The organism is Psychroflexus sediminis (genome assembly GCF_900099815.1).
Classification (GTDB): domain Bacteria; phylum Bacteroidota; class Bacteroidia; order Flavobacteriales; family Flavobacteriaceae; genus Psychroflexus; species Psychroflexus sediminis.
In genome coordinates this window covers 86754-101170 of record NZ_FNCW01000009.1, presented here as the reverse complement: position 1 = coordinate 101170, position 14417 = coordinate 86754, and the positions used below count along the sequence as shown (strand labels likewise).

The window sequence follows — 14417 nt, the reverse complement described above, 5'->3', positions numbered from 1 at the left end:
GCTGTTTAAGCATTGCCAGTCACATTGGCAACAGCTTATAAGTATGATCGAGATAGCAGCCTTATTTGTTAGAATGCTATGGTCATAGTCTTTAGGTTTGATATAGAAGGAGGTAAGGTTTAAAATTACCTGTCAGTTTGAATGAAAAATTACTGCGTCTAATTTTTGCGGTGGTATTTGTCTTATTTGATTTCAAAGCCTTCCTTAATAAATAATCATAGGCTTTCATATTGCTGTAGCAAAGCAATATCTCCTGCGATATCTTCATAGCATTTTTTAGTAGCCAACTCTTTTTCTATGGAAGGGTGAACTTGGGTGTTTTGCCTGATATTAAGTATGATTTTATTACTACTGACGGTTAATGATACGGGTACTCCCAGCTTATGCTTAATTATTTTTATAGTTCTTGCTCCCGTATTATCTAATTCGTTTACATATAAAACCTTTATTTTATTAGGGAATTGTCTTGCAAATTTTGCAGCGTCTTCTTTTTTATCCCATAAAATCAAAACAAAATTCATCCAATCAGAGTGTTCTTCAACCAAGATTTGCAGGGCTTCTAATTCTCCATTACTAGGAACACACCAGGAGGCATAGCTCATCAGATACATCGGTTTTTCAAACTCATAAATAAAATTTATTTTTTGATTAAGACCATGCACTTTAAAATTGTCCAGGATTGAACCTTCAAGTTTTTGTTCAACCAATGAATCAAAAAATCTTTCGGAAGCCTTACGATTACCCCGATAAAAATTTAAAGAGGATTTTCTTTCGAATTCTGAATGGTTTATTGCTAAACTTTCAGAAAAAAGAATGCTGTCGATTTCTTTCTTATCTTGAGAAAAAACCGAAATAGATAAAAAAATAAACAGCAAAAAATTCTTCAATATTCTATGAATATTTGTTAATTTTTAAAATTAAGTAAATTAATTGCGAATTACTTAATCAATCTTTCTGTCTATTTAGCAATAATTATAAATAGATTGATTAGAATATATTATATTTGTTGTAACCAACTATTTAGAAATTAATTATATGTCAAGCGAAATCCAGGAAGGTCAAGATCAATTAAGGGAAGTCCTAGGTAAAACTCTTCACAGATTTAAAAATAATTTACAAACTCAACTTAGTTTGATGAATATTCAGACCTCTACAAATCGGTCTTATTTTGATGACAAAAAGGTGATCGTTGATAGAGTTTTTGCGCTTACTCATATTTATGATTTGTATTACAGAAGCAATAAAGACGAATACTTTCCAAAAGATTCTCGAATATCTCTGCAATCATTTTTGCTTCAATTTTTTCAATATATCAAAAGTTCAACAACGAAAATTGATTATGAACTCCATGATATGTCTGAAATAAATGTAGAGCTTGATGACTTATTACTCTTAAGCTATATAATTATAGAGATCAATGACTTCAGAAAAAGTCTTGATGATAATCTTTTATTGGAAATTGAACATAAAGAGAAAAAAGTTCATTTGAAATTCTCTTTTTCAAGTATAGAAGATCATCAAAAATTTCATGAGCTTTTTAAAGATCAATACAAGATTTTTGATCTAATGGTCATGCAGCTTAAAGGTAAATTTGATTATAAAAAGAAATTTGTAAGACTATCATTCCCAATCCTATGAAAACAAAAATACTAGTAGTAGAAGACGACAAGCTTGTTTCATATGAAATCAAAACCATTTTGGATAAAAATGGGTTTGATGTCAATATATGCGACAGCTATACCAATTGCATTAAAAACCTTGATACTTTTAAACCCGAACTTATTTTACTGGATATAGACTTAAGTAAAAAATATGAAGGTATTCAGATAGGTTCTTACCTTAACTCGAAATGCGATCTCCCCTTCATCTATATCACCGGTTATACAGATATAGAAACTTTAAAGCGCATACAAACAACAAAGCCTGTGGGTTATCTCTCAAAGCCCTTTAGAGAAATAGACATCATCAATAATATTGAGCTTGCTTTATATAATAAAAAGGCAAAATTGGATGGCATTAACGGTAATGGCACTACAGCAGAGCTTGAGCTTGAGGAAAGCAAGTATTCCAAACCTATTAAAAGAGCTTTGGAGTACATTGACACTAACATCAATCAAGAGATTAAAACGGAAGAGTTAATACGGGTTTCCGGATGGAGTAAGTTTCATTTTATAAGAGAATTTGCAAAGGAAGTAGGCGTAACGCCTTACCAGTATATATTCGACCAAAAGATGAAATTGGCGTCTTCAAAGTTGAAAAACACGTACCAGTCTGTTAAGGAGATTGCTTTTGACCTTGGATACACATCCAATTCAAGTTTTACAAATGCTTTTGTTAAACACTCAGGAGTATCTCCGTCTCATTTCAGAAAAAAATACTGTAGATAAATAGCTTAAAAACGTTTCATTTGCTGTTTCATCATCTGTATTTGCTCGTTTAGCATTCCGTGCTTGTCCAGTGTTTTAGCTTCCTTCAGTAGAAGTTGAGCCTCTCGTTTTCTTCTTTTCGTCATTGCTATTCCAGCCAAGTTTAATTTAGCCATAGCAAGGTCTTGTTTCATGGATAATCCTAACTTTATAGCTCTTTTAAAATATTTTTCGGCCTTGGTCATGTTGGTTTGCGACAGTAATAATCCGTGGATATAATTATAGTAACCCTGTTGTTTTTGAGTAAGTGCAGTTTCAGGATTTTTAATTTTATCCAGCCATTTTTTGGCCCCCTCAAAGTCTTGCTTTCTCAATCGAAGAAATGCTAATAAAATCATTTCATTTTTAAAATAAAGAAAAATAAAAATTCCAGAGAACAGTATAAGCGCTATACCGTTACCAAGGTTGCTTTCTATGATTTGATAAATCCCAAAAGCTATGATAAGCCCTGCGATAATGAGTTTGAAGTTTTTATTAAACATGTTCGTTTTTTTCTTGCAAATCTAGCAAAAACAAATGGAAAAAACTTTGCCCCAAGGCTTGTAAAACTGAAAATGAATCGTATATTTGCACGCAGTTTTTAAAAAGAGATAATACATTTAAAGTCATAAAAAAATGAAAAGAACTTTTCAACCTTCTAATAAAAAAAGAAAGAATAAACACGGATTCAGAGAGAGAATGTCATCTGTAAGCGGTCGTAAAGTTCTTAAGAGAAGAAGAGCTAAAGGAAGAAAAAAATTGAGTGTTTCTTCTGAAATGAGTTTAAGAAAAAGATAAAATGATTGATTAATTTCAAAATATTAAGGTGTTGCATTTTGCAACGCCTTTTTTTATATCCAATAGTTTCATTTTTAAAAAACCTAGTATGCCAAAAAACAACTCCATCAAAACCATTCTTATCATCGGTTCAGGTCCTATTGTTATAGGCCAGGCCTGTGAGTTTGATTATGCAGGTTCTCAATCTTTGAGATCGCTTCGAGAAGAAGGAATTAAAACAATTCTCATCAACAGTAATCCTGCAACGATCATGACCGATCCTTCCATGGCAGATCACGTGTATTTAAAACCCTTGACAACGAAGTCGATTGTTGAAATCCTCACGGATCATCCAGAAATAGATGCTGTTTTGCCAACCATGGGTGGTCAAACTGCTTTAAATCTTTGTATTGAAGCAGACGATAAAGGCATTTGGGAAGATTTTAAAGTAAACATTATTGGAGTCGATATTGATGCTATTAACATCACAGAAGACAGAGAGAAATTCAGAAAACTGATGCAAGATATTGGAGTAGGAGTAGCTCCTTCCAAAACGGTGACTTCTTTTTTACAGGGAAAAGAAGTCGCTCAGGTTTTTGGATTTCCTTTGGTAATCAGGGCCTCTTTTACCCTGGGTGGAAGTGGAGCTTCTATAGTTTATGCAGAAGATCAGTTCGAAGAGTTGCTCACCAGAGGTCTGGAAGCATCTCCAATTCATGAAGTGATAATAGATAAAGCTCTGTTAGGCTGGAAAGAATTTGAATTGGAATTGCTTAGAGATCGAAATGATAACGTGACGATTATATGTAGTATCGAAAATATGGATCCCATGGGAATTCATACAGGGGACTCTATAACCGTGGCTCCTGCCATGACTTTAAGTGATCGAACATATCAAAAGATGAGGGACATGGCTATAAAAATGATGAGAAGTATCGGAGATTTTGCAGGAGGCTGTAATGTTCAGTTTGCTGTAAGTCCAGATGAAAAAGAAGATATTATCGCCATAGAGATAAATCCCAGAGTGTCCAGGTCTTCAGCCCTGGCTTCTAAAGCCACCGGTTACCCTATCGCCAAAATTGCATCTAAATTAGCAATCGGTTACCATCTAGATGAACTTCAAAACCAAATCACCCAAACTACATCGGCATTTTTTGAACCTACTCTCGATTATGTTATCGTTAAAATTCCAAGATGGAACTTCGATAAGTTTGAAGGTTCAGACAGAACCTTGGGGCTACAGATGAAATCTGTAGGTGAGGTCATGGGAATAGGCCGTTCTTTTCAAGAAGCCCTGCACAAAGCAACTCAGTCCTTAGAAATTAAAAGAAATGGGCTAGGGGCAGACGGTAAAAGTTATACAGACTATAATCAGATTTTAAGTAAGCTTGAATTTGCTAGCTGGGACAGGGTTTTTGTAATTTACGATGCCATTCAGCTTGGAATACCGCTAAGCAGAATCCACGAAATTACCAAAATTGACATGTGGTTCCTTAAGCAATATGAGGAGCTTTTCAATTTAGAAAAGGAAATTTCAAAGTATTCAATTCAAAACATCAGTAAGGATTTGATGCTTGAAGCAAAACAAAAAGGTTTTGCTGATCGTCAGATCGCGCATATGTTGAAATGTCTGGAAAGTGAAGTATATGCTAAGCGCGAAGAATTGAATGTGAACAGAATCTACAAATTGGTTGATACCTGTGCCGCAGAATTTGAGGCCCACACCCCTTATTACTATTCTACTTTTGAAGCTGATGTAGAAAATAAAGACGGGGAAATTATAAATACAAATGAAAGCATAGTTACCTCAAAGAAAAAAGTGATCGTTCTGGGATCTGGACCAAACAGAATTGGTCAAGGGATAGAATTTGACTATTGTTGTGTTCATGGAGTTTTGGCAGCAGCGGAGTGTGGTTATGAAACCATCATGATCAACTGTAATCCTGAAACGGTTTCCACTGATTTTGATACAGCAGATAAACTCTATTTTGAACCTGTCTTTTGGGAACATATTTACGATATCATCAAACATGAGAAGCCCGAAGGTGTAATTGTTCAGCTCGGTGGACAAACGGCCTTAAAACTTGCAGAAAAGCTAAACAGATATGGGATTAAGATTTTAGGAACCAGCTACGAGTCGCTTGATCTTGCAGAAGACAGAGGAAGCTTTTCAAAATTATTACAGGACAATAATATTCCTTATCCAGAATTTGGAGTTGCAGAAACAGCCGATGAAGCTTTAGCGCTCGCAGAAAAGTTGGATTTTCCACTTCTTGTAAGACCCTCTTATGTTCTTGGCGGACAGGGGATGAAAATTGTTATCAATAAGAAAGACTTAGAAACGCATGTTGTTGATTTGTTGAGAAAAATACCGAACAATAAATTGCTATTGGATCATTATCTTGACGGTGCAATAGAAGCAGAAGCAGATGCTATATGTGATGGTGAAGATGTTTACATCGTTGGGATTATGGAGCATATTGAGCCTTGTGGGGTTCATTCTGGAGATTCAAATGCGATGCTTCCTCCTTTTAATCTAGGAGACCTGGTTTTAGAACAAATTAAAGACCATACCAGGAAAATTGCCTTGGCTCTAAATACCGTTGGTTTACTCAACGTTCAATTTGCTATAAAGGATGATCATGTGTATATCATTGAAGCCAATCCTAGAGCTTCTAGAACAGTTCCATTTATAGCTAAAGCTTATAAAGAACCGTATGTAAATTATGCAACCAAAATCATGCTTGGTGAAAATAAATTAAATGACTTCACTTTTAATCCACAACTAGAAGGTTATGCTATAAAACAACCGGTATTCTCTTTTGACAAGTTTCATAACGTCAACAAACAGTTGGGGCCTGAAATGAAGAGTACAGGTGAAAGCATTTTATTTATCGATAGTTTAAGGGATGACACTTTTTATGAGTTGTACGGAAGACGTAAAATGTATTTAAGCAAATAATATGGCTTTGATTCAATCTATAAAAGGAATAGCACCGAGCGTACATTCTTCTTGCTTTTTGGCAGAAAATTCAAGTCTTGTAGGTCAAGTCAAGCTAGGTGAAAATTGCAGTGTTTGGTATAATGCAGTGATTCGCGGTGATGTTAATTCCATAGAAATTGGAAATGATACAAATATCCAAGATGCTGCAGTTGTTCATTGCACCTATCAAAAGGCTGCTACCAGAATTGGAAACCGAGTTTCTATAGGCCATAAAGCCATTATCCATGGCTGTACAATACAGGATGATGTCTTGATAGGGATGGGAGCCATTGTCATGGATCATGCTGTTATTGAGAGCGGAAGTATAGTAGCTGCGGGAGCAATAGTTACAGCGGGTACCCGGGTTGAAGCTAATTCCATTTATGCTGGCATTCCAGCCAAAAGGCTGAAAGCTGTTTCTAATGAGAATTTGGAAATGATAAAACGAACTGCAAAAAATTATACGCTTTATAAAACCTGGATCGATTAATTATAACAGTAGAGTAAATCAAAAACCCCGTTTCAATATATCGAAACGGGGTTTTTGATTTATAATAAGTTGCTTATTGATTTCTGAAAACCAGTTTTCCATCAAACTGATCCAATAGAATGATGCTGTCTGTTTTTATTTTCTCAGCTAAAATCTGTTTTGAAAGACTGTTTAAAACTTCTTTTTGAATGGTTCTCTTTACAGGTCTTGCTCCATATTGAGGATCAAAACCTATTCTCGCTAAGTAATCTATAGCTTCATCTGTAGCATCTATAGTAATGCCTTGTTTCATCAACATTTTTTTCAAGTTGTCGAGCTGTAGTTCTACAATCTCTTTGATATCGTCTTTAGAGAGTGGTGTGAACATCACAACATCATCAATTCTATTCAGAAACTCAGGTCTTACACTCTGCTTCAAAAGTCCCAGCACTTCAACTTTAGCACTTTCCATAGTGGTTTCAACATCGGTTGATGCATCATATTTCTCCTGAATGATATGACTTCCAATATTGGATGTCATCACGATAATTGAATTTTTAAAGTCAGCTAATCTTCCTTTATTATCAGTTAACCGGCCTTCATCCAGAACCTGCAATAAAATATTGAAAGTATCTGGATGCGCCTTTTCAATCTCATCAAGTAAAATTACAGAATAAGGTTTTCTTCTCACAGCTTCAGTCAGTTGTCCCCCTTCTTCATAGCCTACATATCCAGGAGGTGCCCCAACAAGGCGACTTACCGAATGCCGTTCTTGATATTCACTCATATCTATTCGGGTCATTGAGCTTTCATCATCAAACATATATTCCGCGAGTGCCTTGGCCAATTCAGTTTTACCAACTCCTGTTGTACCAAGAAATAAGAACGAACCAATGGGCCTGTTTTGGTCTTGTAATCCAGCCCGGCTCCTTCTTACTGCATCAGAAACAGCTTGTATGGCCTCATCTTGACCCACAACTCTATGATGTAATTCATCCTCAAGCTTAAGAAGTTTTTCGCGATCCGACTGTAACATCTTGGTTACGGGAATTCCTGTCCATTTGGCAACAACTTCAGCAATATCCTCATAATTCACCTCTTCTTTAATCAGGGTGTTTTCAGACTTCTGATTTTCTACTTCATTTTGAAGTTTTTCAAGGCTTTCCTGTGCCTCCTTAATTTTGCCATATCGAATCTCAGCTACTTTTCCGTAATCACCTTCTCGCTCTGCCCGTTCTGCCTCGAGTTTATAATTTTCGATATCAGTTTTAATCTTTTGAATATTATCCACAATATCCTTTTCATTTTTCCAGCGTGCATGTAAGGTGTTTCGTTCTTCTTTAAGATCTGCCAAATCTGCTCGTAATGATTTTAATTTAATATCATCTTTTTCTCGTTTGATAGCTTCAATCTCAATTTCCAGCTGCATGACTTTTCTATCTAAAACATCGAGTTCCTCAGGCTTAGAATTGATTTCCATTCTAAGCTTAGAGGCTGCTTCGTCCATCAAGTCGATGGCTTTATCTGGAAGAAATCGGTTGGTAATATAACGCTGTGAAAGTTCTACCGCCCCTATAATAGCTTCATCTTTAATTCTGACTTTATGGTGAGTTTCATATTTTTCCTTGATTCCTCGTAAAATCGAAACGGCACTTTCTGTATCGGGTTCATTGACAGTTACTTTTTGAAAACGTCTTTCCAGAGCCTTATCCTTTTCAAAATATTTCTGAAATTCATCCAAAGTGGTTGCCCCTATAGCTCTCAGTTCTCCTCTGGCCAGTGCAGGTTTTAAGATATTAGCGGCGTCCATAGCACCTTCTCCGCCACCAGCGCCAACAAGTGTATGAATTTCATCGATAAATAAAACAATATTTCCATCGCTAGTTGTAACTTCTTTAATTACTGATTTTAAACGCTCTTCAAATTCACCTTTATATTTTGCTCCTGCAATCAGAGCACCCATATCTAAACTATATATCTTTTTAGACTTTAGGTTCTCAGGAACGTCTCCACTAATTATCCTATGAGCAAGACCTTCTGCAATGGCCGTTTTACCAGTACCAGGTTCACCGACCAGCATAGGATTATTTTTAGTTCTTCTAGAGAGAATTTGAAGTATTCTTCTAATTTCTTCATCTCTTCCAATTACAGGGTCCAATTTTCCCTCTTCTGCCATTTTATTTAGGTTATTGGCATACTTATCTAAGGAGTTGTAATTTTCTTCTGCGCTTTGAGAAGTTACACGATCTCCATTTCTTAATTCTTGAATTGCTGCCTCTAATGCCTTTTCAGTTGCACCTTGGTCTTTTAAAACTTGAGCGATTTTACTCTTACTTTTAAAGATCGCTAGGATAAGATGTTCAATAGAAACATATTCATCCTTCATTTTTTTGGCTACAATACTTGCTTCATTCAAAGTCTTCCCCGTTTCTCTTGATAGCATGATATCACCTCCAGAAACTTTAGGCAGGCTTTTAAGATTCTTATCTACTATTTGAAGAAAGAGTTGAGAATTAATGTTTAATTTTTTAAGAATAAAGGGCGTTACATTTTCATCCACTTCAGAAATAGCTTTAAACAAATGCTCATTTTCTATGTGTTGATGTCCCATTTCCTGAGCAATTAGCTGAGCCTTTTGGACAGCTTCTTGTGTTTTTATAGTAAAGTTTTTAAAATCCATTATTTATTTTTTATAATAGATTTCAATTCTTATACCCAACTGCATAAATGCCATTATGACAGCTTAAAGCAACTAAAAAACCAGCATTTTGTCAGTTTTTAATATCAAATTCTTAGGAGTTTCAATATTTATTTAAAAAGTTCAGCATATATTTGATAAAATCATTTTAAAATGAAGATCAGGTATTCATTTATTTTCTCGTTTCTACTCTTTTTTTATTATGCAGGAGCACAAGTAACAAATGAGGGGCAGCCTAAAAGCTGGCAATTAACACTAAATTCAGTCGAAACTATTTCGATGCCTAGTTTTGATCTAAAGACTTTACAGAAGGAAGATATAATCAATGATAAAAAAGAGAATCAGCCCTATAGATTTGGTTATGAGCACCAGGTAAGTCTAAGTTTTGAGGATGGAAAGTGGAACAGGCTGAAAAATGGTGATAGAGTCTGGTTGCTTAATGTCCGATCCAAAGGAGCTAAGACCTTGAATTTCTTATTTGATGAGTTTTATATACCTGAGGGTGCTAAATTATATTTTTACAATAATGATAAAACAGATCTTTTAGGCGCTTATACAGCATCGCAAAACCGAGATGATATGGAATTCGGTACTTGGTTAATCAACGGAGATAATGTATGGATCGAATATTTTGAACCTGCTCAGGCTGAATTTAATGGACAATTACACATTTCAAAAGTTGTTCATGGGTATAGAAGCGTCTCCGATATACCAGCTTTGAAAAAAGCACTAAATGACTCCGGTTCATGTAATCAAGATGTAAATTGCCCTGTAGGTTCAGATTTTGATACTTTAAAAGATCAGCTTAAGAAAGCTGTAGCGATGATAGTTGTGGGGTCAAGTGGGTTTTGCTCTGGTTCTTTAATCAATAACACCAACAATGACCGCAGCCAGTATTTCTTAACAGCCAATCATTGTTTGACAAGTTCAACCTCTACCTGGGCGTTTCGGTTTAACTGGATAAGTCAGAATCCCTCATGTTCTACTACTTCCAACTCAACTGATGCTAGCTTCAATCAAACTGTAAGTGGAGCAACGCTTTTAGCGAATAATTCTAAATCAGATTTTGCCTTACTGGAAATTGATGCTCCACTCCCGGATGACTGGGACCTAGTCTGGGCGGGGTGGGACAGATCTGGTGTTATTCCTGACTTTAGCGTTGGAATTCATCATCCCCGAGGTGATATCATGAAAGTTTCGAGAGATGATAATTCACCAGTGAAAAATTCAAGAATATTCAATGGTAATGATAATATGGAAAACTGGTATCTGTATAACTGGGAATTGGGAGTTACTGAAGAAGGGTCTTCAGGCTCACCACTCTTTGATGAGAACGGAAGAATAATAGGTCAGCTTGCCGGTGGAGCTGCTGCATGTAACGGTACCGAAAATAATGGTGCTTTTGATTTTTATGGACGATTCGATGTGTCCTGGGATTTTGGAGATACACCTTCATCCCGTTTGAAAGAATGGTTAGACCCTGCAGCTACAGGCAGATTTACATTAAATCAATATCCACCTGCACAAATTTTTAATGATGATATAGCAATTATAGTAGACAATATAGATAATCAGATTTGTGGAGATGAGGTGACCCCTGTATTTAGTTTGCAAAACAGAGGTAATACTCAAGTAACTGCTGCAACTTTAACCTATCAATTTGGCTCACAGGCTCCTCAAACAGTTGAATGGACAGGCTCACTTACTTATCTTGAAAGAGAAGTAATCGCATCTCCCGTTTTCGATCTTAGCACTGAGAATAGGTTGACAGCTTCAATCGAAATTAAGGATAAAACCGATGATTTTCCAGACAATAACACATTTACTTCAACAATAGATAATTACAAAAATGATACCTACACAGCTGAAACCGTCACTTTAACTTTAAAAACAGATGATTATGCCAATGAAACTTCCTGGCAATTTTACGATCAAAATGGCACTCTAATTCAAGAATCTCAAGGCACATTAACCGATCAAACGACTTATACTGAAGTCTTTAATTTAAATCCGGATAGCTGTTATGAATTTGTTATTTTAGATTCTGCAGGTGATGGTATTTGCTGTGATTTCGGGACAGGTTCTTATAAACTGGAGACCGGCAACGGTGAGATTATAAGTGAAAACGGCGCGTTTGGTTCCATAGAGGTTTCAAGTTTTAGGACCTCTGAAAATTTATCTTCTGATGACTCTAGTTTTGCAGAATTAAGTGTCTATCCGAACCCTGTTTCTTCATCTTTGACGGTTGAGACCAACTCAACTGATGAACTCAATCTTAGTTTGTTTGACATAAGAGGCAAACAAATTTATTCAGTAAAAATGAGTGAAAACAAAACAATTGATCTTGAAGCAATTTCATCTGGCATGTATTTTCTAAAAATCAATAACGGAGTAAAATCCATCACCAAAAAAATAATAAAGCTCTAAATCAAATCATAATTATGAAAATATCTATAAGTCTTCTTGCTTTAATAATACTCACATCCTGTAGTTCGGTTAAGAAGACTCAGCGAGCACTTAATTCCGGAGATTATATAAAAGCTATAAATGAATCTGTAGAACAGCTTCAGAATAATAAATACAGTAACAAAAGTGCTATTTACGTTGATTTACTCAAACAATCTTATGATAAATACAGAGAGCGAACTATAAATCAGATCAGCTTTATGGAGAGAGAAACCTTAAGGGATAACTCCAAGGCCATATATGAGTCTTATGTAAGCCTTCAAAGCATTCAAAATAGAATAAAACCACTTTTACCCCTAAAACTTGAAACCGGAGAAGTTGTTGCTTTTGAATTTTATGATGTTACCGATAATCTTTTGGTTGAGAAAGAAAATTATGCAAACTATTTATACACCAAAGCCAGTGAATTCTTAAGATCAAAAGATAAAATTGATAAACGCTTGGCCTACAATAGCTTTGTTGAGTTAGAAAAACTTGCACCTGGATATAGAAATACATCCGAGCTCAAAAGAGAAGCATATTTAAATGGAATTGACCTGATTCTTGTTTCACTGTATAATGATACAAAGCAAGTGATTCCGGTTCAGGTAGAGGAGAGGCTATTAAATTTTAGCATTTTCAATGTAAATGATCTTTGGACCGAGTATCATATCAACGAAAGAGAAAATGTAAACTATGATTATTCCATTGAAATTTATTTCACATCAATTCAATTTTCACCTGAACGACTTCTGGAAAGGCAAATTCCAATAGAAAGAGAAATCCTTGACGGGTGGAGATATAAAACAGATAGCAGAAATAATTATGTTTTAGATGAAAACGGAAACAAGATCAAAGAGGATATTATTATTTCAAAAGAAGGTATTTTATCTGAGACTGTTCAAAGTAAAGAAGTTAGTGTAATTGCCGAAGTGAATTATTTTGATTTAAACACAGAGCAAAAAATAAATTCATATCCATTAGAAAGCACTTTTGTTTTTGAAAATAGATTTGCAAGTTTTGAAGGAGATCAAAGAATCTTAAACAAGGATGAAATTTATCTGCTTAGAGGAAGACCTGTCAAATATCCTCCGGATAATCAAATGCTGATTGATGCTTCTGAAGACATAAAATCTAAATTAAAGACTATACTTAAACAACAGCAGTCTATTTAAATTCAATAAACTGTCTATAATGATCATATCTTTTAAAGATATCTCTTACGTAATTGAAAGGTTCTTCTCCTCTTACGTAACCATATTTTATAAATGATTTGTTATAATGCTCTGGAAAACTCAAGTCAAGTAAAGCAAGTTCTACGTTATTATCCCAGACCAGAGGATCTAAACCTTGTTTTTCAGCTAGTTTTTGAGCATCTTTTACATGGTAGAGTCCGCTATTGTAAGAACCAAGTGCAAATTTTATTCGTTGAATACTATCGGTTATGTTCTCATGACTTTTCATCATTTGATCCAGGTATATTGCTCCAGCTTTCAGGCTTTGCTCAGGATTATAAGGATCTGTAACACCCAGTTCCCTTGCGGTTGCCGGCATGATTTGCATAAGTCCGCTAGCACCTGCCCAGGAATTGCTTTGTGGCTGAAATTGAGATTCTTGATAAGTTACTGAAGCTAATAGTCTCCAATCCCAATTGATAAGTGCTGCGTTCTTTTTGATCATAGCATCGTAGGGGCTAATTTTGTTTTCATTAATGCTATAAAAATCGCTTTTTACCCTTTTCTTATACAGTCTTTTATTCTTGAAATATTTGTTGTAAATAACATGATAATCAGTAGTTTTTTTAGCGTTTTCTAACCATTGATTTACGGTAGCCAGCAGTTGGGTATCTCTTTTTCTTACAGCCCATCCTATGCGTTGTGATAAACTTAAAGAAGTACCTATATCTAGAATAGGATAGTAGGATGAATTAATAAAAGCGATGTTCTCATCGGCAATCGTATATTTAATGTCTCCATCGGCGACCTTCTTAATAATTTTATCAGTAGAAAGTGTGCCTTTGAGGGTGTCTATAAAAATTTTACCCCCCAGCTCATTGGATAAATTTTCTACTCGTGAAGCATACGAGGAATTTCGTTTTACTGAAATTGTATCTCCAATTAATTCTATAGGATTAGTTACGAGATAATCTTTGATTTCATGTAATTTCATGCGTCTCCAACTCTCAGGTTTTCTTTGAATCAAAACTTGATGTGATAAGTAAAGAGGGGTTGTGAAATTGATGCGTTTTTTTCTAGATTCAGTGATGGTATAACCATAAGCTAGTAGGTCACCCTCACCATCTTGTAACAATTCAATCAGCCTGTTTTCATCTTTGGCAACAATCATTTCAAGCTCTACATCAAGGTCTTCAGCAAGTCTTTCCAATAACTCATATTCAAAACCCATGGGTCTGCCTTTGTACAAAAAATAAGTAGTTCCAGAATAGACGGTTAGCGCTTTTAAAACTCCGCTTTCTTTTATTTTATCTAAATCCCTGGAAAACTTTTCGGCGTTTTTATCAGCGCCTTTATCTGTGTTCGTATTGGTTTGACAACTCAGGATTATTATCGAAAATAGGAATAGAATTTTTTTCATATCGGTATATTATAATTTTCAATATAGCAATTACTTTAGTGCATC

The 14417-nt window shown here is 35.2% G+C and carries 11 protein-coding genes; 7 read left to right on the top strand and 4 right to left on the bottom strand.

Translation table 11 applies throughout. The annotated features are described in order from the left end of the window. Nucleotides 1-215: 215 nt before the first annotated feature. Nucleotides 216-887, bottom strand: coding sequence for a TlpA family protein disulfide reductase (locus tag BLP81_RS09915; protein ID WP_093368313.1), 672 nt, complete (start codon nucleotides 885-887; stop codon nucleotides 216-218). 148 nt (nucleotides 888-1035) lie between these two features. Between BLP81_RS09915 and BLP81_RS09910 the strand changes: the two genes are divergently transcribed. Further along, a complete protein-coding gene (locus BLP81_RS09910) occupies nucleotides 1036-1638 on the top strand; it encodes a histidine kinase dimerization/phosphoacceptor domain -containing protein (RefSeq protein WP_093368312.1) in 603 nt (200 codons plus the stop codon). Next, nucleotides 1635-2387: a response regulator transcription factor gene (locus BLP81_RS09905; protein WP_093368311.1), complete on the top strand. Its 753-nt coding sequence runs from the start codon at nucleotides 1635-1637 to the stop codon at nucleotides 2385-2387. The genes BLP81_RS09910 and BLP81_RS09905 overlap by 4 nt, the downstream gene beginning before the upstream one ends. 5 nt (nucleotides 2388-2392) lie before the next feature. On the opposite strand, the gene BLP81_RS09900 is transcribed toward BLP81_RS09905, so the two are convergent. Next, a complete protein-coding gene (locus BLP81_RS09900) occupies nucleotides 2393-2908 on the bottom strand; it encodes a hypothetical protein (protein WP_093368310.1) in 516 nt (171 codons plus the stop codon). Nucleotides 2909-3041: 133 nt separating this feature from the next. Between BLP81_RS09900 and rpmH the strand changes: the two genes are divergently transcribed. The 3 genes from rpmH (at nucleotide 3042) to BLP81_RS09885 (ending at nucleotide 6655) form a co-directional block, all read left to right on the top strand. Then, nucleotides 3042-3203 (top strand): 50S ribosomal protein L34, encoded by a 162-nt coding sequence (rpmH, locus tag BLP81_RS09895; protein ID WP_093368309.1) that lies wholly within the window; start codon nucleotides 3042-3044, stop codon nucleotides 3201-3203. A gap of 88 nt (nucleotides 3204-3291) precedes the next feature. Further along, nucleotides 3292-6144: a carbamoyl-phosphate synthase large subunit gene (gene carB / locus BLP81_RS09890; RefSeq protein WP_093368308.1), complete on the top strand. Its 2853-nt coding sequence runs from the start codon at nucleotides 3292-3294 to the stop codon at nucleotides 6142-6144. Nucleotide 6145: 1 nt separating this feature from the next. Beyond that, nucleotides 6146-6655, top strand: a complete 510-nt coding sequence (locus BLP81_RS09885; protein WP_093368307.1) for a gamma carbonic anhydrase family protein — start codon at nucleotides 6146-6148, stop codon at nucleotides 6653-6655. 73 nt (nucleotides 6656-6728) lie between these two features. Here the strand turns inward: BLP81_RS09885 and clpB are convergent, their stop codons facing one another. Continuing rightward, complete coding sequence (clpB, locus tag BLP81_RS09880; protein ID WP_093368306.1) at nucleotides 6729-9314, bottom strand: ATP-dependent chaperone ClpB; 2586 nt, start codon at nucleotides 9312-9314, stop codon at nucleotides 6729-6731. Between the two features lie 297 nt (nucleotides 9315-9611). Here clpB and BLP81_RS09875 point away from each other — a divergent pair, with 297 nt between their 5' ends. Then, nucleotides 9612-11759: a T9SS type A sorting domain-containing protein gene (locus BLP81_RS09875; protein ID WP_245686449.1), complete on the top strand. Its 2148-nt coding sequence runs from the start codon at nucleotides 9612-9614 to the stop codon at nucleotides 11757-11759. A gap of 14 nt (nucleotides 11760-11773) precedes the next feature. Then, nucleotides 11774-12952, top strand: coding sequence for a hypothetical protein (locus tag BLP81_RS09870; protein WP_093368304.1), 1179 nt, complete (start codon nucleotides 11774-11776; stop codon nucleotides 12950-12952). Here BLP81_RS09870 and BLP81_RS09865 read toward each other — a convergent pair. Next, on the bottom strand, nucleotides 12945-14372 hold the full coding sequence (locus tag BLP81_RS09865; protein WP_093368303.1) for an MltF family protein: 1428 nt from the start codon (nucleotides 14370-14372) through the stop codon (nucleotides 12945-12947). The two genes, BLP81_RS09870 and BLP81_RS09865, sit on opposite strands and share 8 nt — an antisense overlap. Nucleotides 14373-14417: the final 45 nt, after the last annotated feature.

Bases quoted from the DNA above. Each gene is read 5' to 3' on its own strand.
- BLP81_RS09900 (WP_093368310.1), bottom strand. From the start codon at position 2,908: ATGTTTAATAAAAACTTCAAACTCATTATCGCAGGGCTTATCATAGCT.
- BLP81_RS09865 (WP_093368303.1), bottom strand. From the start codon at position 14,372: ATGAAAAAAATTCTATTCCTATTTTCGATAATAATCCTGAGTTGTCAA.
- BLP81_RS09905 (WP_093368311.1), top strand. From the start codon at position 1,635: ATGAAAACAAAAATACTAGTAGTAGAAGACGACAAGCTTGTTTCATAT.
- BLP81_RS09875 (WP_245686449.1), top strand. From the start codon at position 9,612: ATGCCTAGTTTTGATCTAAAGACTTTACAGAAGGAAGATATAATCAAT.
- BLP81_RS09910 (WP_093368312.1), top strand. From the start codon at position 1,036: ATGTCAAGCGAAATCCAGGAAGGTCAAGATCAATTAAGGGAAGTCCTA.
- BLP81_RS09885 (WP_093368307.1), top strand. From the start codon at position 6,146: ATGGCTTTGATTCAATCTATAAAAGGAATAGCACCGAGCGTACATTCT.
- carB (WP_093368308.1), top strand. From the start codon at position 3,292: ATGCCAAAAAACAACTCCATCAAAACCATTCTTATCATCGGTTCAGGT.
- BLP81_RS09870 (WP_093368304.1), top strand. From the start codon at position 11,774: ATGAAAATATCTATAAGTCTTCTTGCTTTAATAATACTCACATCCTGT.
- clpB (WP_093368306.1), bottom strand. From the start codon at position 9,314: ATGGATTTTAAAAACTTTACTATAAAAACACAAGAAGCTGTCCAAAAG.
- rpmH (WP_093368309.1), top strand. From the start codon at position 3,042: ATGAAAAGAACTTTTCAACCTTCTAATAAAAAAAGAAAGAATAAACAC.